Source organism: Nocardioides ultimimeridianus, from assembly GCF_054777895.1.
Genome location: NZ_BAAHAB010000017.1, coordinates 158,613 through 176,190, shown reverse-complemented (window position 1 = coordinate 176,190; position 17,578 = coordinate 158,613). Strand labels below are relative to the sequence as shown.

At 72.4% G+C, this 17,578-nt stretch carries 18 protein-coding genes; 7 read left to right on the top strand and 11 right to left on the bottom strand.

Features of this window, described 5'->3' with window-relative positions; genetic code table 11:
- Window positions 1–46: 46 nt before the first annotated feature.
- From thpR to ACYU8V_RS16165, 4 genes are all read right to left on the bottom strand, one after another.
- Window positions 47–619 (bottom strand): RNA 2',3'-cyclic phosphodiesterase, encoded by a 573-nt coding sequence (thpR, locus tag ACYU8V_RS16180; protein ID WP_460848800.1) that lies wholly within the window; start codon window positions 617–619, stop codon window positions 47–49.
- A complete protein-coding gene (locus tag ACYU8V_RS16175; protein ID WP_460848799.1) occupies window positions 620–1,336 on the bottom strand; it encodes a VIT1/CCC1 transporter family protein in 717 nt (238 codons plus the stop codon).
- Window positions 1,337–1,473: 137 nt separating this feature from the next.
- Window positions 1,474–2,619 carry an acyl-CoA dehydrogenase family protein gene (locus ACYU8V_RS16170; protein ID WP_460849002.1) on the bottom strand — a complete coding sequence of 382 codons (1,146 nt, stop codon included), beginning with the start codon at window positions 2,617–2,619 and terminating at the stop codon, window positions 1,474–1,476.
- 47 nt (window positions 2,620–2,666) lie between these two features.
- Window positions 2,667–4,412 (bottom strand): serine/threonine-protein kinase, encoded by a 1,746-nt coding sequence (locus ACYU8V_RS16165; protein ID WP_460848798.1) that lies wholly within the window; start codon window positions 4,410–4,412, stop codon window positions 2,667–2,669.
- A 267-nt stretch (window positions 4,413–4,679) separates the two neighbouring features.
- Here ACYU8V_RS16165 and ACYU8V_RS16160 point away from each other — a divergent pair, with 267 nt between their 5' ends.
- Window positions 4,680–6,830 (top strand): sensor histidine kinase, encoded by a 2,151-nt coding sequence (locus ACYU8V_RS16160; protein WP_460848796.1) that lies wholly within the window; start codon window positions 4,680–4,682, stop codon window positions 6,828–6,830.
- Here the strand turns inward: ACYU8V_RS16160 and ACYU8V_RS16155 are convergent.
- Together ACYU8V_RS16155 and ACYU8V_RS16150 are read right to left on the bottom strand one after the other, a co-directional pair.
- Window positions 6,820–7,461, bottom strand: coding sequence for a LuxR C-terminal-related transcriptional regulator (locus tag ACYU8V_RS16155; RefSeq protein ID WP_460848795.1), 642 nt, complete (start codon window positions 7,459–7,461; stop codon window positions 6,820–6,822). The genes ACYU8V_RS16160 and ACYU8V_RS16155 overlap by 11 nt on opposite strands.
- 58 nt (window positions 7,462–7,519) lie before the next feature.
- Window positions 7,520–9,691, bottom strand: a complete 2,172-nt coding sequence (locus tag ACYU8V_RS16150; RefSeq protein ID WP_460848794.1) for an MMPL family transporter — start codon at window positions 9,689–9,691, stop codon at window positions 7,520–7,522.
- Between the two features lie 139 nt (window positions 9,692–9,830).
- Here ACYU8V_RS16150 and ACYU8V_RS16145 point away from each other — a divergent pair, with 139 nt between their 5' ends.
- Entirely contained in the window at window positions 9,831–10,592 is a 762-nt protein-coding gene (locus ACYU8V_RS16145) for a TetR/AcrR family transcriptional regulator (protein ID WP_460848793.1), read from the top strand.
- A gap of 18 nt (window positions 10,593–10,610) precedes the next feature.
- Here ACYU8V_RS16145 and ACYU8V_RS16140 read toward each other — a convergent pair whose 3' ends face one another.
- On the bottom strand, window positions 10,611–11,300 hold the full coding sequence (locus tag ACYU8V_RS16140) for an NAD-dependent deacylase (RefSeq protein ID WP_460848792.1): 690 nt from the start codon (window positions 11,298–11,300) through the stop codon (window positions 10,611–10,613).
- Between the two features lie 83 nt (window positions 11,301–11,383).
- Between ACYU8V_RS16140 and ACYU8V_RS16135 the strand changes: the two genes are divergently transcribed.
- On the top strand, window positions 11,384–11,986 hold the full coding sequence (locus ACYU8V_RS16135) for a hypothetical protein (RefSeq protein WP_460848791.1): 603 nt from the start codon (window positions 11,384–11,386) through the stop codon (window positions 11,984–11,986).
- A 3-nt stretch (window positions 11,987–11,989) separates the two neighbouring features.
- On the opposite strand, the gene ACYU8V_RS16130 is transcribed toward ACYU8V_RS16135, so the two are convergent.
- Window positions 11,990–13,180, bottom strand: a complete 1,191-nt coding sequence (locus ACYU8V_RS16130) for an MFS transporter (protein ID WP_460848789.1) — start codon at window positions 13,178–13,180, stop codon at window positions 11,990–11,992.
- A gap of 106 nt (window positions 13,181–13,286) precedes the next feature.
- On the opposite strand from ACYU8V_RS16130, the gene ACYU8V_RS16125 reads away from it, so the two are divergent.
- From ACYU8V_RS16125 to ACYU8V_RS16110, 4 genes are all read left to right on the top strand, one after another.
- On the top strand, window positions 13,287–13,616 hold the full coding sequence (locus ACYU8V_RS16125; protein ID WP_460848787.1) for an ArsR/SmtB family transcription factor: 330 nt from the start codon (window positions 13,287–13,289) through the stop codon (window positions 13,614–13,616).
- Window positions 13,617–13,725: 109 nt separating this feature from the next.
- A complete protein-coding gene (locus ACYU8V_RS16120) occupies window positions 13,726–13,923 on the top strand; it encodes a hypothetical protein (protein ID WP_460848785.1) in 198 nt (65 codons plus the stop codon).
- Window positions 13,924–13,972: 49 nt separating this feature from the next.
- On the top strand, window positions 13,973–15,061 hold the full coding sequence (locus ACYU8V_RS16115; RefSeq protein ID WP_460848784.1) for a PLP-dependent cysteine synthase family protein: 1,089 nt from the start codon (window positions 13,973–13,975) through the stop codon (window positions 15,059–15,061).
- Between the two features lie 10 nt (window positions 15,062–15,071).
- The gene (locus ACYU8V_RS16110; RefSeq protein ID WP_460848782.1) at window positions 15,072–15,593 is read left to right on the top strand and encodes a hypothetical protein; all 522 of its coding nucleotides are present in this window, start codon (window positions 15,072–15,074) and stop codon (window positions 15,591–15,593) included.
- Window positions 15,594–15,608: 15 nt separating this feature from the next.
- Here ACYU8V_RS16110 and ACYU8V_RS16105 read toward each other — a convergent pair whose 3' ends face one another.
- Genes ACYU8V_RS16105 through ACYU8V_RS16095 form a run of 3 tightly spaced genes read right to left on the bottom strand, consistent with a single transcriptional unit; the run spans window position 15,609 to window position 17,571 of the window.
- Window positions 15,609–16,346, bottom strand: coding sequence for a lysostaphin resistance A-like protein (locus ACYU8V_RS16105; protein WP_460848781.1), 738 nt, complete (start codon window positions 16,344–16,346; stop codon window positions 15,609–15,611).
- A complete protein-coding gene (locus tag ACYU8V_RS16100; RefSeq protein WP_460848780.1) occupies window positions 16,343–17,242 on the bottom strand; it encodes an NAD(P)H-binding protein in 900 nt (299 codons plus the stop codon). The genes ACYU8V_RS16105 and ACYU8V_RS16100 overlap by 4 nt, the downstream gene beginning before the upstream one ends.
- Complete coding sequence (locus tag ACYU8V_RS16095; RefSeq protein WP_460848778.1) at window positions 17,242–17,571, bottom strand: sigma-70 family RNA polymerase sigma factor; 330 nt, start codon at window positions 17,569–17,571, stop codon at window positions 17,242–17,244. The genes ACYU8V_RS16100 and ACYU8V_RS16095 overlap by 1 nt, the downstream gene beginning before the upstream one ends.
- Between the last annotated feature and the right edge of the window lie 7 nt (window positions 17,572–17,578).

The window sequence follows — 17,578 nt, the reverse complement described above, 5'->3', positions numbered from 1 at the left end:
GTAGGGCCGCCAAAACCGGCACGACAAGGGTGCTGGCACGACCCCGTCAGAGGGGGATCTCGGCCAGCGTCTCGTAGCGGGGCGTGCGGTTCGGGCCCTCGCCCAGGTGCGAGGCGATCACCGCGACCTCGTAGACCGGCCACGACGGGCCGTCATAGGTGTCGAGGACGTGGACCCACCGGCTCACGTCGGCCTTCTGCCGAAGCCGGGCGACGGTCAGGTGCGGGCGGAAGCGGCCGCCGTCGACCTCGACGCCGGAGACGACCGCGGCGTTGCGGGCACGGCCCGCCATCCGCTCGAGCACGACGTCGGCCGCCTCACTGACCGGCCGCACACCGAGCGCGAGGGCCCGGGCGCTGGCCACGTCGGGGAACGCGACGGCGCCGCCGAGGCGGAGGTCGGGGATCGGCGTACCGCTCAGGCCGTCGGCCAGCCGGTCGACGTACGGGTCGACCAGGTGCTGCTCGACCGACTCCATGAACGCGAGCGTGATGTGGAGATGCTCGGGCCGCGTCCAGCGCAGCCCGTCGTCCGTGTCGCGCCGCGGGTCCAGGAAGTGGTCGAGGTGCTCGACGACGTCCTCGGGAGGTACGACGGCGGCGAAGACGCGGAGGCCCACTCAGCCCACCCGGGTGCCGAGCAGGCTGCCGATCGTGAGGGTCACCGCCATCGCGAAGACCCCGCCGAGGACGTTGCGGATCACCGCGGGCAGCGGTCGCGCGTAGCCGAGCTTGGCCGAGAAGAAGCCGGTGAACGCCAGCGCGACGGCGACCGCGATGCCGGTGACGAAGAAGCGCTCGGGCGAGGGGAGCAGGATCGTGAGCAGCGGCAGCAGCGCACCGATCGAGAACGACACCATCGACGCGAGTGCGGCGTTCCAGGGATTGGTGACGTCGTCGAGGTCGATGCCGAACTCAAACTCGGCGTGGGCGCGCAGGACGTCCTTCTCCGTGAGCTGCTCGGCGGCCTCGCGCGCGACCTCGTGGGACAGGCCCTTGCCCTCGAGGATCTCGGTGAGGTGGTCGAGCTCCTCCTCCGGCATCCGCGCCAGGTCGTGCCGCTCCTTCTCGATCAGCGACAGCTCGGCGTCACGCTGGGTGGAGACCGAGACGTACTCCCCCGCCGCCATCGACAGCGCTCCGGCCACGAGGGCCGCGACCCCGGCGATGAGGATCGCGGAGCGGTCGTTGGTCGCGCCGGCGACACCCATCACGATGCCGGCCGTCGACACGATGCCGTCGTTGGCGCCGAGGACACCGGCCCGCAGCCAGTTCAGCCGGTTGCTGAGGCCCTCGGTGTCACCGTGCTCGTGGACGATCTCTTCGGTTGCCACCATGCCCTCCATCGTTCCTGGCGCCGTGACCGCTCGCAACAAAGGTGAGGCTGGGCTGCCCGTCAGTCGTACCTGACGAAATGGCCCCGGATCCGCAGGATCCGGGGCCATCCGATCAGGTACGACGCGCAGGCGGCTCGCTACAGACCGAGCTCGCGGCCGATGAGCTCCTTCATGATCTCGTTCGAGCCGGCCCAGATCTTGGTGACGCGGGCGTCGCGCCAGGCGCGGGCCACGCGGTACTCGTTCATGAAGCCGTAGCCGCCGTGCAGCTGCACGCAGTGGTCGAGGACCTCGGACTGCACCTGCGAGGAGTACCACTTGGCCTTGGCGGCCTCGACGGCGGTGAGCTGCTTGTTCGCGTGCGCGGCCACGCACTTGTCCATGTAGGCCTCGGCGACCTCGATCTTGGTGAACAGCTCGGCCAGCAGGAACTTGTTGTGCTGGAAGGTGCCGATCGGGGCGCCGAAGGCCTGGCGCTCCTTGGTGTACTGCAGGGTCTCGACCAGGATCTGCTTGGCGTGCGCGACGTTGGCGACCGCACAGCCGAGCCGCTCCTGCGGCAGCTTCTGCATCATGTGGATGAAGCCCATGTTGAGCTCGCCGACGATCTCGGCGTCGGTGACCCGCACGTTCTCGAAGAACAGCTCGGCGGTGTCGGACTCCTCCATGCCGACCTTGTCGAGCTTGCGGCCGCGGCTGAAGCCCTCCTTGGTCGCCTCGATCCCGAACAGGGTGATGCCCTTCGGGCCCTTCTCCGGGTCGGTGCGGACGGCGGTGATGAACAGGTCGCCGGAGTAGCCGTTGGTGATGAAGGTCTTCGAGCCGTTGATGACCCACTCGTCGCCGTCGCGGACGGCCGTGGTCTTCAGCGCGGCGAGGTCCGAGCCGCCCGACGGCTCGGTCATGCCGATGCCGGTGAGGATCTCGCCCGAGGCGCAGCCGGGCAGCCAGCGCTGCTTCTGCTCATCGGTGCCGAGCTCCACGATGTAGGGCACGGTGATGTCGGAGTGGATCCCGTGGCAGGTCGGGTACGCCGCCCCGACCCGGGCCAGCTCCTCCTGGAGGATCGCCTGGAAGCGGTAGTCGCCGGCGTCGGAGCCGCCGTACTCCTCGGGGATCTGCAGGCCGAGCATGCCGTTCTTGCCGGCGTCGAGCCAGAACTCGCGCGGCAGCGACTTGGCCGCGATGTGCTCGTCGGTGTGCGGCAGGACGGACCGCTCGATCCAGGTCCGCGCCGACTCGCGGAAAGCCTCGTGGTCCTCGTCGTAGATGTCACGCTTCATGCTCATGCGGCGCACTCTACCGGCCGGTAGCGGGCCTGCGAACCGCGCTATCCACCGTTGTGCAGGCGCCTCAAGAGCTTGTCCAGATCTATGAATTCGCCCTTGCGCGGAGCGGTGATCGCGGACTCCTGGTCGAACTCGGAGAACGTGAAGGTGTCGTTCTGGTCGTCGGTCGTGCGGACCATGTAGTGCGGCTCCGCGACCCGCACGTAGACGATGTCCCAAGCGGTGCTGCTGTTGTCCTCCTCGCGCACCTTGACCGCGTCCTCGCCGTTGATCCGGACGATGCCCTCGTTGGTGTCGGTGGCGTTCTCGCGGCCGTCGCGCTCGAGCAGCTTGTCGAGGTCGCAGACGTCGTCGAAGGTGCCGCGCAGGCTGTTCATCAGCAGCCACTTGTCGCCGACCAGGCGCAGCAGCGCGTCCGCCGAGCCGGGGTCGTCGCCCTCGAGGAACTTGGCGTTCGGCTTGAGGTAGAAGTCCGTGCCGACCGCGATGATCTGCGCGCTGCCGCCGTCCTGCTGGGTCATCGAGCCGGTGCAGTCGCCGTCGCCGGTCGCGATCATGTCGACCCGCAGCTTCCCGTACTTGCTGGTCGCCACGTCGCCGGTCACCCGCGCCGAGTTGAGGACCGACATCTCTTTGTCGGAGGCGATGACGATGGCGCGCGGCGCCTGGTCGGCGAAGCCGTCGGTCGGCGGTGCCGGATCGCTCCCCGTCAGCAGGGCCGCCGCCGTCCCTCCGCCGACGGCGACGACCGCACCCAGCCCGGCGAGCGCCCACCACAGCCGGCGCCGCGGCCGCGACGAGGCCGGGCCGGGCAGTGTCGAGGGGGCCGCGACGGGCCGCGCGGGAGGCGGCGGCTGCGGCGGAGCCGGGGTGGGCGTCGGCGTGGGCGGCGGTACGTCGGCACCGCGCAGCATCGTGCGGATCGGCGCGGTCCGCGGCGCCGGCATCCGCAGCGCCGCCTGGAGGTCGTCGCGCATCGCGGCGGCCGATGCGTAGCGGGCGGCCGGTGCCTTGGCCAGCGCGATCCGGAGGATCCGGTTGGTGGCCTGGGTCATCGCGTCCGCACCGGGCAGCTGCGGCGGCGGCTCGTGCAGGTGGCCGTTGATGATCTGGTACTCGGTGTCGCCGGCGTACGGCGTGGTGCCGGTCGCCGCGGCCCACAGCACGCAGCCCAGCGAGTAGATGTCGGTGGCCACGCCCGCGGGGGCGCCCGCGTGCAGCTCGGGGGCCATGTAGTTGGGCGTGCCGACCCCCGACCGGCTCAGCCGCGTGGCGGCGGCGTTCATCCGCCGCGCGATGCCGAAGTCGCACAGGTAGGCGCGCACGCCGTGGTCGCGCAGCCGCACCAGCACGTTGCCGGGCTTGATGTCGCGGTGCACCAGGCCCGCGTTGTGCGCGTCGTACAGGCCGCTCGCGGTCTGCTCGATGACGTCCAGCGCATCCGCGAGGGGCGGTACGCCGGCGCGGTTGATCAGCGCGCCGAGGTCGCCGTCGGGGATGAGCTGGCTGGCCAGATAGAGGTAGCCGTCCTCCTCGCCGTGCGCGTAGACGGCCACGACGTGGGCCGACTCGAGCGACGCCTGCGCCTGCGCCTCGCGGGTGAACCGCTCGCGGAACTCCGGGTCGTGGGCGTAGAGCGGGGCGATCACCTTCAGCGCGACGTCGCGGCCGAGGTTCTCCTCGCGGGCGCGGAACACGATGCCCATGCCGCCCAGCCCGATCTGCTCGAGCAGCAGGAAGCGTCCGATGCGGGCACCGGCGACCGGGAAGCCTGGCGGGGACGTCACGCCGACCTTCCTACCCGAGCCGCGGGGCTTCATGCCTGCCGGGGTCCGAGGGTCGTCCCGCACGCTGCCGGGTTCCAGCCCCCCAGAACGGGAACCAGCCAGCAGGCGGGACGTCCGCCCGGACGGGCCGCATCCCCACAACACGGGCCCAGGGTCATCCAAGCCCGCGCCCACCGGTCAGGGCAGTCCACGGATGTGGGGACAGCGGAGTCGCACTCTTCGGCGTACGCCGGACGCGGGACGCTCCTCGGCCCTAGCCTTGCGAGGATGCGGTCACGACGCGCGGACACCCCGCTCCGGGAGCCCGCCTTCGACCGCTCGCTGGAGCGCGGGCTGCAGCTCGTCGTCGGCGTCGTCATCGCCGCCAAGACGGTCGTGTTCGGGTTCGAGATCGCGTCCCGGACGGACCGCACGACCGAGGTGCTCGGCCTCGCCGCGGTCGTGGTGGTCTGCGTCGGGACCGCCGCCCTGCTCTGCATCCTGGGGCGCGCCGGCTCGACCGCCGTCGCGCTGGCCACGCTGGCGCTGATCGCAGGATCGGTCCTCCCGCGCGACCACGTGCCGCTGCCGGGCGCCGCGGACTCGCCGATCCTGCACCTGGTCGAGCCGATGCTGCTGGCCGTCCTCACCCGCCGTCACCCGGCGCTGCTGATCGTCGCCCTGGACGCGCTGTTCGTGGGCCTGCGCTGGACCACGGGCGGCACGATCGGTCTGCGGTACGGCGCCCAGGAGGCCCTGTTCATCTCGGGCACCGTCATCGGCGTCGTCGTCCTGGTCCACCAGGTCCGGTCGGCGTGGGAGCACGCGGCGGCCACGCTGCGCAGCCACCGCACCACGCTGGAGGAGCCCACGCGCGCCGAGATCGAGGCGACGTCGGCCCTGCACGACGACGTGATCCCGGCCCTCATCGCGCTCGCGGTCGGCGAGAGCACCCCGGCCACCCGGGCGGCGGCCGGCCTCGGCCTGGAGGCGATGGGCACCCGGCCCGAGACACCGCGCGATCAGGGTGCGCGGGAGCAGATCCTCGAGCTGGCCGCGGGGACGGGGCTCGACGTGACGGTGTCGACCACCGGGCCCACGGTGCGGATGCCCGAGGCCGTCAACCGGGCTCTGCGCAGCGCGGTGCGCGAGGCCCTGCGCAACGTGGCGCGGCACAGCGGGCAGCGCACCGCCGAGGTGCACGTCAGCCGGCTGCCCGGCCGGATCCGGATCACGGTCGTCGACCACGGTCGCGGGTTCGACGGCGCCACCGGCGTCGGCCTGCGGATCGCGGTCACGGAACGGGTGCGGGCCGTCGGCGGCACCGCCCACATCGTCAGCAGCCCGGGCGGCGGGACGACCGTCGAGATCGGCTGGCAGACCGGACCACCGCTCGCCCGCCTGATCGGCTGGACCCGCGACAACGACCGGCTGATCCGGCTTGCGCTGGGCGATCCGGCAGGTCCCGCGCTGGGTCCGGTCGCCGCGCTCAGCGCCGGCTACCTCGCGACGGCGGTCTTCCTGGCCGTGAACAGCGGTCCGCAACCGGCGACGTACGGCGGCTTCGCCGCTGTCGTCGGCATCGTGGCGGCCCTGCTGCTCCAGATGCGCCGCGGGCCGGTGGCGTGGTGGGGCATCTGCCTGACGACGCTGGCGACCACCGCGATCCTCGCGCTTGTCCTCCCCACCGTGTCGCCGGCGGGACTGGGCGGGCTCGAGTCCTGGATCATCGAGTCGACCGCACTGCCGGCACTCGTCGCCGCGTGGCAGCAGTCGATCCGGGTCACCGTCCTGATGCTGCTCCCGAACGCGCTCGTCATCGCGGACGTGGCCCACCATGACCATCTGCCCGACTCGGTGCTTCCGCACCTGCTGCTCGTGCAGCCGCTCAACGCGCTCTTCGTCGGCACCATCGCGCTGATCTGCCGGCGCGCGGGACGGGTCGTCGACGACGCCGCCTGGCTGGACGCGGCTGCTGCCCGGGCCGCCGCGACCCGCCAGGTCCTCGGGGCTCGGCACGACGGGGTGGTGGCGACGCTCCTCGCCGGCGCGCGGGGCCAGGTGCTCGGCCCGGAGGTCGGGCGGCTGGCCCACGCCGTACGGGACTGCCTCTATCTGCCGGGACCGGCGCACGCCCGGCTGCGCGACGCGCTCGACGACCTGCGCAGGCGCGGGGCCTCGGCGGAGACGTCGATCCGCGAGGAGCCGTTCGCGAGCGATGCGCTCGCCGGAGTGCTCCGCGCGCTGGACGGTACGACTGCCCAGCGCGTCACCCTCGCGACGTCGGCCGGCCGGGCCTCGATCGTGGTGGTGCCGGGCATCGTCGGGCCGCGCGCGGCTCCGCTGCGGGCCAGCGTCAGCCGGCTCGGGTGGGAGCTGGTGGAGGACGCGGACGCGACCGTCATCAACGCGACGGCCGGGCCCTCCGTCACTCCGTGAGGTGGCCCTCCTGGCGGGCCCGGGTGATCAGGCCGTGCACGTTGCCCGGGTCCACACCGCCGACGCGGTAGGCCTCGGCCGCGCGGGCGAGATGCTCGCGCACCGTGGCCTCGCCGATCCCGAGCTGGCGGGCGACCAGCCGGTAGGGCAGGCCCTGGCTGACCGCCTGCAGGATCTCGATCTGGCGCTGGGAGAGGCGGGTCCCGAGGTGCTCGTCGGTGAGCAGCATCGAGGCGAGCGGCCCGGAGCACGCGACCTGCCCGGCCGCCGCGTCCCGGATCGCCTGGGCCAGGCTCTCGATCGGGTCGACCTTGAGGACCAGGCCGGCGGCCCCGGCCTGGATGGCGCGGCGTACCGGCACCGGACGCTCCTCGGCCGTGAACAGCAGCACCACGCACCCGGCGGCGAGCAGCCGGACCACGGTCTCCTCGGCCGGTGGCTCGCCGGGGATGTGGAGATCGAGCAGCACCACGTCCGGCACGACGTCGCCGGCGAGCAGCTCGTCGGCCGAGGCCGCGATCGCGACCAGCTCGAGGTCGTCGGCCACCCGGCCGAGGGCGGCACGCACCCCTTCGAGGACGACCGGGTGGTTGTCGATCGCCCCGACGTGGATGACGCGGGAGGCTGGCACAGCTCGATTATGTGCCAGCCCCGCGTCCGATCCGGGCTAGATGGACTTTCTCGTCGGTCTAGACCGGCTGCAGCTCCCGGTCGTCCTCGGCCGCGGACTCCTCGCGGAACCCGTACCGCTCCCACCACCGGGCCAGCGGGGCCGGCGCCCACCAGTTCAGGCCGCCGAGCAGCTTCATGGTCGCCGGGACCAGCAGGGCACGCACGACCGTCGCATCCACGAGCACCGCGACGAGCATGCCGACGCCCATCATCTTCATGAACACCACCGTGCCGAGGCTGAAGGCGCCGATCACGACCGCGAGCAGCAGGGCCGCGCTGGTGATGATCCGGCCGGACTTCTGCAGGCCGACGGCGACGGCGCGCGCGTTGCGCTCGCCGGGGCTGAGGCCGAGGTCGCGGGTGCGGTCCCACTCCTCGCGGATCCGGCTGAGGAGGAACACCTCGTAGTCCATCGAGAGACCGAACAGGACCGCGAGCATCACGATCGGGTTGGTCATGTCGAGGAAGCCCGCGGGGGTGAAGCCGAGCAGGCCGGAGAGGTGGCCGTCGCTGAAGATGAACGTCACCACGCCGAAGGCGGCCGTGATCGAGAAGGCGTTCATCACGATCGCCTTGATCGGCAGGACGACCGAGCCGAAGGCGATGAACAGCAGCGCCAGCATGACCACCACGACGATGCCGCCCATCACCGGCAGGTGGTGCTTCACGGAGGCGGCGAGATCCACCGTCTGCGCGGTCGAGCCGCCGACGAGGACCCGGGTGCCGTCCGGGGCGGTGACGGCGCGGATGTCCTTGAGGACCTGCTGCGAGGCGCCGCCCTGGGCGTTGCCGTCCCAGGAGGCGCGCACCAGGGTGACGCCGTCGCTGCTGGCGACGGGACGTACGTCGGTCACGCCGGCCACCTTGCGCAGGGAGGTCGTGTACGCCGACAGCTCGGCCGGACGCGCGCCCTCGACCATGACGTTCGCCATCGAGCGCTCGGCCCCGAACTCGGTGTTCAGCCGCTCGGTCGCCTGGTGCGCGGCCGAGCTCGCCGGCAGCACGCGGTAGTCGACGCTGCCCCAGCGCACACCCAGGAACGGCGATGCCACGGCGAGCAGGATCACCACGACACCGGCGGCCACCAGGACGGGACGGCGCATGACCGCGTTGCCCAGGCGGGCCCAGGCACCGCCGTCGGCCTGGTCCGCTCCCGCCCGGTTCAGGAACGGGATCCGGCCGGCATCGATGCGGGTGCCGAGCAGGGCCAGCGTGGCGGGAAGCACCGTCAGGGCGGCCAGCATCGCGACGAGGACGGCCGCGATGCCGCCGTACCCGATCGACTTGAGGAAGGTCTGCGGGAACACCAGCAGCGAGCTCATCGAGGCCGCGACCGTGAGCGCCGAGAACATCACCGTGCGCCCGGCCGTGGCCATCGTGCGCAGCAGCGCGCCGTTGGTGTCGGCGGGGGTGCGGGCCACCTCCTCGCGGAAGCGGGAGACCACGAAGAGCGCGTAGTCGATCGCCAGGCCCAGGCCGATCAGGGTGATGATGTTGGGGGCGAAGATCGAGACGGACACCAGGCTGTTGAGGCCGGCGATGACCGCGCGGGCGCCGAGCACGGCGACGATGCCGACCAGCAGGGGCATCAGCGCGGCGACCATGCTGCGGAAGATGATCAGCGACAGCAGCAGCACGAACGGCAGCGAGATCAGCTCGGCACGCGCCAGGTCGGTCTTCGTGGCGTGGTTGACGTCGTCGTACACCGCGTACGAGCCGGCGAGGTCGACGTCGAGCGTGCTGTCCTCGAGGTAGGGCTTGATGGCGTGGAAGCTGTCCATGAAGCTGTTCTGGTCGGTGCCCGCCAGCGAGATGTAGACGGCGGTCGCGTGCCGGTCACGGCTGACCATCGCCGGGTCGTGGGTGCGGTAGTAGCTCGCCACGGCGGTGACGTCGTCGGCCGGGATCCGGCTCAGCGTCGCCTGCACGGCGGCCCGGAACTCCGGGCTGGACACCACCGCGTCCTCGTCGGTGAAGATCGCGACCACGTCGACCGAACGGTTGCCGAAGGTCGCGCGCTCGAGGTCGAGCTCCTTGGCGGACTGGCTGGAGGGATCGTCGAACCCTCCGGCGGACAGCTTGCTCTCCAGGCCGGTCCCGGCGACCGCGGCGGCCGCGGTCAGGATCAGCCCCACCAGGAGCACGACGACTCCGCGACGTACGACGACGCCGGCCCAACGCTCGATCATCTCGATCCCCATCTCGTTCCAGTGACACACCATCAGCATGGTTAACGGCGTTAACGGTAAACGGTGTAAACTGCGGTAGTCAAGTGTTCACTGGTGTGATCGCACCTAGACTCCGACCACCCGCCGCGAAAGGACCTCGATGCCGCACCTGCAGGCTCCGCCCACCCGACGGGAGCGCCAGCGCGAGGCGACGTACGACGAGATCGTGCGCGTGTCGGCCGAACTGCTGGCCGAGGGCGCGGACCTGTCGCTCCGGGCGGTCGCCGGACGGATGGGCATGACCGCGCCGGCGCTGTACCGCTACGTGGCGAACTACCAGGAGCTCATCGACCTCGTCGCGTTCGAGCTCGACAAGGCGGCGACCCTCGAGTGGCAGCGGGAGGCCGCCCGCGCCCCCGAGCACGACGCAGCGGCCCAGCTGTGCATCGCCTGCTGCGCCTTCCGCCGGTGGGCCCTGGCCAAGCCGGCCGAGTTCCGACTGGTCTTCGCCAACCCGATCGCGACCCTGGAGTCGAAGCGGCGGGAGATGCTCACCGTGTCGACGTCGGGCAACTACTTCACCGACCTGCTCTACCGGATCTGGGAGCTCTACCAGTTCCCGTTCCCCGCCCTGGACGAGCTCGAGGACGTGGTGCGCGAGGCCGTGCTCGACCCCCTCATCCCCGCCACCACCGAGCACATCGCGCCCGAGGACCGCGGCCTGCTGTGGATCTACATGCGGTCCTGGTCGGCCCTGTACGGCGTGGTCACCCTCGAGTCGACCGGCCACTGCGACCCGCGCGTGATCGCGTCGGGCGCACTCTTCCGCGCCACGCTGCTGGACTGGCTCGCCCCGCTGGGCCTGGACGCCGAGCGCGATCGCCTCACCCGGATCCTCGACGAGGAGATCGCGCGGGCCTGACCGCCGATCGACAGGCTCTCAGCCGAGCAGCTCGTCCACCCAGACGGGCACCAGGTCCCCGGCGCGACCTTGCCGCGCCTCGTGGAAGAAGAAGCTGCCCTCGCTCGGCTCGAGGTTGAGCTCGAGGGTGCGGGCGCCGTACCGCCGCGCCTGCTGGACGAAGCCGGCGGCGGGGTACACCGCGCCGGACGTGCCGATCGACACGAACAGCTCGGCCCGCGAGAGCTCGGCCTCGATCCGGCTCATCTCGTACGGCATCTCGCCGAACCACACGACATCCGGTCGCAGCGCGCGCTGCCCGCAGCCCGGGCACGGCGGCTCGTCGACCAGCGTCGTGCGCCACGGGTAGCGGTGACGGCACTCGGTGCAGAGCGCCTTGTAGGCCTCGCCGTGCATGTGGATCACGCCGACCGAACCGGCCCGCTCGTGCAGGTCGTCGATGTTCTGGGTGACCAGCACCAGGTCGTCGCCGATCGCCTCGCCGAGCCTGGCCAGCGCGAGGTGCGCGGCGTTCGGCTCGACCAGCTCCATGGCGGCGCGCCGCTCGTCGTAGAAGCGCTGCACCGTCTCCGGGTCGCGCGCGAACCCCTCCGGGGTGGCGACGTCCTCGACGTGGTGGCCCTCCCAGAGACCGTCGGAGTCACGGAACGTCGGCACCCCCGACTCCGCGGAGATGCCGGCACCGGTGAGGACGACGACGCGAGGCACGGATCGGAGGCTACCCGGGCCTGCGGTGACCCGGATCACGCGTCTCGGGTACAGAAGCGCCCGTCGCGACTTATGGTTCCGCTGTGACGCAGAATCCCGGCAGCTCGGAGCCCTCGCAGGAGCCGACCGCGCCCACCTATGGTCAGTACCCCGCCAACCCCGCGCAGCCCGGCACGCCGCCGCCTCCGCCGACCGGCCCGGGCAACCCGAGCTCCCCGACGTACGCCGCCCCGCCCACCTACGCGAGCGGCCCGCCACCCCAGGCCCCCAACCGTCGCCGCCGCTTCGGCCGCATCGGCGGGCTCGTCGCCCTCGTCCTCGTCGTCGGCGGCAAGATCGCGCTCGTGCTCGGGCTCGGCAGCGCGCTCGGCTTCGCCCACGACAAGGTCGAGCACAAGGTGCCCGAGGCCGAGACGGTCGTGCAGACCGTGCTCCAGTCGAACTCCTCGTCCGAGATCAAGGGCTACCTCGCCTCCGGGGTCACGCTCGGCACGGTCACCGACACCCAGTGCGGGGCGTTCCTGAGCGACAAGTCCTGGACCAAGTTCACGATCCCGAAGTCCACCAAGGAGGACGACGGTTCGGCGGACGTGAAGGTCGACGTCGAGGGCAAGTCGACCAACATCAACTTCCACATGGTCGACCAGGGTGGTTGGAAGGTCGAGCGCTTCACCTGCGACGGCTGATCCTCAGGCCGCGGTCCGCGACCGCAGCCCGAGCACACCGGCCGAGACGCAGGCGAGCGCGACGGCTGCGGTGAACCACGGGAACACCGCGGCCAGGCCCCAGGTCGTGGCGGCCCAGCCGGCCAGGATCGTGGGGACGGCCATGGCGCCGTACGCCAGCAGGTAGTACGCCGACATGACCTCCCCGCGCCGGCCGGCGGGCACCACGCCGCCGAGGTGGCGCAGCGAGCCGCCGAAGGCGAGCCCGAACGCCAGGCCCATGACGACCGCGGATCCCGCGACCAGCGCGGGCTGGTGGGTGTCGAGGGCCGCGACGCTCAGGCCGAGGGTGGCAGCGGTCGCGAAGTCGCCGAAGATCGCCGCCTTCCGCGGGACGATCCGCCCGCCCAGCGCCTGGCTGACGGCCGCGGCGCCGGCCATCGCGGCGACCACCGGGCCGCCGAACACCAGGCTGTGCATGCCGGTCCGCTGCCCGGCGAAGGCCGGGAACAGCGACAGGTAGACCCCCAGCACCGACCACGCGGCCATCACCCCGAGCACCGAGAACCGGAAGTCCGCCCGGATGCTCTCCGGTACGCCGGGGCGGGCGATCCGCAGCGGCGCCGCGCCCCGCCCGGCGTGCGGCTCGGGCACCGCCAACAGGGCGAACAGCAGCACCAGGACGACCAGCGCGACCACGGCGTACGGCGTCACGAGCGGGTCGGGTGCGTACTGGGCGAGCAGCGCGGCGCCCAGGATCGTCACCGCCATGCCGACGTTGAACATGATCCCGGTCAGGTGCCCGCTGCGGGCCCCGTGGTCCGGACGCAGGTCGAGGAGCGCGGCCGAGCCGACGACGACCGTCGTACCGACCGCGGCGCCGTGGAGGGCGCGGGCGACGATCAGCGCGGCGACGCCGTGCGCGGTCATGAACACCGCGAGACCGGCGATCATCGCGACGACGGCGCCGATCAGGAGCGGCTTGCGGCCGACCCGGTCCGACACCACGCCGGCGAGCAGCACCGCGGCCAGCGCGCCGACGGCGTACACCGCGAAGACGACGGTGGTGGTGATGGGGGCGAGCTGGAACTTCGCCTCGTAGAGCCCGTAGAGCGGGGCCGGCGCGCCGGAGACGCCGAGGGCGACGGCCATCAGCGCGATCAGCAGCGGGTACGCCGGCACCGACCCGGCCCGGGGAAGGGAGAGCGTGCTCATGGGAATGCCTCTCGTCCGGATGGTGTTCGATGGGTGTCGAACCACGACACAGACGACAAGTTCGATGATCGTCGAACTATTCCGACGCACAGCGGGGAGCAACGAGATGCCCGTCACGGACCCGGCCGCCGACCTGAGTCGCGACAGCGCGCTGACCCCGGTCGCGGGCCTGCAGGACGTGCTGGCCGCGCTGGCCGACCCGGTCCGCCTCGAGATGGTGCGCCGGCTCGCCTCCACCGACGGGCCCGTCGCGTGCGGCGCCCTCTACGACGGCATCAGCAAGTCCACCGCGAGCCACCACTTCAAGACGCTGCGCGAGGCGGGTGTCATCCAGCGCGTGGTGGTCGGCGGCAACACCCATCAGCGGCTGCGGGCCGAGGACGTGGAGGCGGCGTACCCGGGCGTGCTGGACGCGATCGTCCGCGCCGCGCACTGACCCCTCGGAAAATAGGTACGCCGCTTCCGCATCACCACGGTGACCTTCGGGGTCATCGGGTCGTTGACCCGGTACGAACGATGCCGAGCACGCGGGGAGGCGGGCCGTCATGACGACCGACACGGACACGACAGAGATCAACCGCATCCGAGCCATGCTGCTCGAGCTCGCCCTCCGCCAGGACGAGCTCGCGGCCCAGGAGCTGGCCGCGACGCCGTACTGGGCCACCGCTCCGGAGACGGTCGCCGGGCACCGCGACGCGGCCGAGGCGCTGCGGGCCGCCGCCGACCTGCTGCTCGCCGGCTGAGGGCCCTGAGCCGGAGGCGCTCCCCGCACCCGCGGACTAGGGTGCGCCCATGCCGCACCTGACCCCCGAGCACCGGGCGTGGATCGACGAGGCGGTGCGCCGCGTCGAGGCGGACGCCCAGCGCTCGGCGGACACGCATCTGCACGCCGTCACGCTGCCGGGCGGGAGCGACGTGCAGCTCTACCTCAAGGACGAGTCGGTGCACCCGACCGGCTCGCTCAAGCACCGGCTGGCGCGCTCGCTGTTCCTCTACGCGCTCTGCAACGGCTGGCTGCACGCCGGGTCGACCGTCGTCGAGGCGTCGTCGGGCTCGACCGCGGTCTCCGAGGCCTACTTCGCGCGGCTGATCGGCCTCCCGTTCGTGGCGGTGATGCCGTCGTCGACGTCGCAGGAGAAGGTCGACCTGATCCGTTGGTACGGCGGGACCTGCCACTTCGTCGAGCGCGCAGGCGACGTGTACGACGCCGCCCGCGACCTCGCCGCGGAGCTCGGCGGGCACTACATCGACCAGTTCACCTACGCCGAGCGCGCGACCGACTGGCGCGGCAACAACAACATCGCCGAGTCGATCTTCGAGCAGCTGTCGCGCGAGCTGCATCCCGTGCCGGCCTGGATCGTGGTCTCCGCGGGCACCGGCGGTACGTCGGCGACCATCGGCCGCTACCTGCGCTACCGCCGCCTGCCGACCCGCCTGCTGGTCGCCGACCCGGAGGGCTCGGCGTTCTACCAGGGGTGGCTCGAGGACTCCTCGGCCCCGGTCGCGCGCGGCTCGATGATCGAGGGCATCGGCCGCCCGCGGGTGGAGCCGTCGTTCGTCGGCGGGGTCGTCGACGAGATGGTCCGGGTGCCCGACGCCGCATCGATCGCGACCATGCGCTGGCTCTCGGCGCGGCTCGGCCGCCGGGTGGGCCCCTCGACCGGCACCAACGTCTGGGCCGCGCTCGGCCTCATCTCCTCGATGCGGTCGCGGGGCGTGGAGGGGTCGGTCGTCACGCTGCTGTGCGACGCGGGCGAGCGCTACCTGTCGACCTACTACGACGATGCCTGGGTCGCGGCGAAGGGCATCGACCTGGCGCCGTACGCGACCGCGCTGGCGGCGTACGACGCGAACGGGGAGCTCGCCTTGCCTAGCGTGTAATCATGATTACATGATTACTAACGAAGCAACAGAGCGGGTGCGCGGCTGGTTCACCGGCCGGCTCCCGAAGGACTGGACGAGTGCGGCGCCGCGGGTCACCGTGGACCGCGAGGAGATCACGGTGGTGCTGACCATCGAGGACGCGGCCGTTGCGGCCGAGGCGTCCCCGGCGGAGGCCGCCGAGACGCGGGCGGGACGGGCTCGGGCGTTCCGCGAGGAGACCCGGGAGGCGCGGATGGAGATCGCGCGCGAGGCCCAGCACCGCTTCGAGCGCAAGGTCTCGTGGGGCGTGGTGGTCGGCGAGCACGAGGAGCTCTGGACCCACGTCGCGGCCCCCGTCATGACCCGCCTGCGGCAGCCCCAGCGGCTGGTCCTCGACACCCTGGTCGAGGCCGGCGTCGCGAAGTCGCGCGCCGACGCGCTCGCCTGGTGCGTGCGGCTGGTCGGTCAGCACCAGGACGAGTGGCTGGAGCAACTGCGGACGGCGATGCAGTCGGTCGCCGACGTACGACGCAACGGGCCGACCGCCTGAGGGTCCCCGACCGGATCAGCCCCCGGCCCGCGGCCGCCGGAAGAGCGGTGGGAGGAACCGGAGCATCAGGGCCGACCACGTCAGGTGGGTGAGCAGTGGGGCCTGGATGCCGCCGGAGGCCCGGCGCTGTCCGGCGAACAGGGTCCCCATCACCGCGGCGGCGAGGACCAGGGCCGGGTTGCGGGTCGTGGTGGTGGCCAGGGCGTACACCCCGGTCGAGCCGGCGACCGGGTGGTGCTCGAGCGCGGAGTAGAGCGCGCCGCGGAAGAAGATCTCCTCGGCCAGGCCGTTCGCGAGGGTCGTGGCCATCACCAGGCGGTCCTCGCCCTCGTCGGCGAAGCGCAGCACCTCGATGAGCGCCTGGTCCAGCACCGGGATGCGGCGGGCGACGAGCGCCGCGCCGTAGAACGCGGCGAACGCGCCGACCCCGGTGAGCACCGGGGTGACCAGCGGCCGGCGCAGCTCCTGGTCGCGACGCTCGATCCAGCCCAGGTGCAGCGGCCCCGAGAGCAGGCCGCCGACCGTCCAGGTCGCCGCCACCGCGGCGGTCGAGGTGTAGAAGTCGCGCGAGCCCGGCTCGGTGGAGGACAGCGACCGCCCGAGGAGCACGGCCCCGCCCAGGGCGGTGGCGGCCACGACCCGGCGGCGCCGGCGGCGTACGACGAGGGGCTCGGCGGCCACCAGCGGCGGCGTGTGCCAGATCGACGTCGGGAGGAGGCGGCGCCACCGCTCGGACCGGGTACGCCGGCTCACCGGTCGGCCTCCCTCTCCGCGAGCGCGATCCGCACCGCTTCGTCGTACCCCATCGGCTCGAAGGGCACGACCTCGCGGATGGCGGTGTCGTGCACGACGACGGTGTTCGTCATCGAGTCGACCAGGTTGCGGCCGGTGCGGGTGTCGACGTCGGTCACGAACGCGAGCCAGCGCGCGGACAGCCCCGGCGTGAGCAGCGGCACCGGCAGGATCGGCAGCGGCCGGCCCTCGATCGCGGCGACCCGCTTGAGCATGTCGGCGTAGGCGAGGACGTCCGGGCCGCCGATCTCGAAGACGCGGCCGCGCGCCTCCGGCCGGTCGAGCACACCGGTGAGGTAGCGGATCACGTCGTCGACCGCGATCGGCTGGGTCAGCGTCCGCACCCAGCGCGGCGTGACCATGGCCGGCAGGTGCTCGACGAGCTGCCGGGTCATCTCCCACGAGATGCCGCCGTGGCCCACCACGATACCGGCCCGCAGCACGGTCACGGGCACACCGGCCGCCCCGAGCAGGCCCTCCACCTCGCGGCGGCTGCGCAGGTGCGCCGACAGGTCGTCGCCGTCGGCACCGAGCCCGCCCAGGTAGACGATCCGGTCCAGTCCGGCCGCTGCGGCCGCCTTGCCGAACGCCCGCGCGGCGACCGCGTCGTGCGACTCGAAGTCGCTGCGGTCCAGCGAGTGCACCAGGTAGTACGCCGAGGCACAGCCGGCCACCGCAGGGGCGAGCGTGTCCGGCTGGCTGACGTCGCCGCCGACAGCGGTCCCCGGGCCGCGGTAGCGCTCGGGGCGCCGCGTCAGCACCCGCACCTCCCGTCCGGCGTCGGCGAGCGCAGCGACCAGCCGGCGACCGACGAAGCCGGTCCCACCGGCCACGAGCACAGGACCGTCCGCGGCCATCAGCTCGCCACCGCGATCTCGCTGCGGACGTCCACGCGGGCGGTCGGCACGTCGAGTGCGATCAGCCAGGCCAGCGGCGACCGCCCACTGGTCGCATGCTCGGCGGCCGCGGCCCAGGCGGCGACGTACCGGTCGCGGGCGGCCTGCTCGGCGATCTCGTGGATCGGTCCGCAGCAGCGGCCGCCGGCCTGCGCCCGGGCGAGCTCGTAGGCGAGAACGCGGGCGCAGGTGAGGTCGTAGAACCGCGCGAAGGCGGCAGTGTCGCGCTTCGCCGAGCGGCGCAGGAGGACAGCAAGCTCCGCCGCTCCTCCCCGGCTGCTGGTGCTCATGACGCCT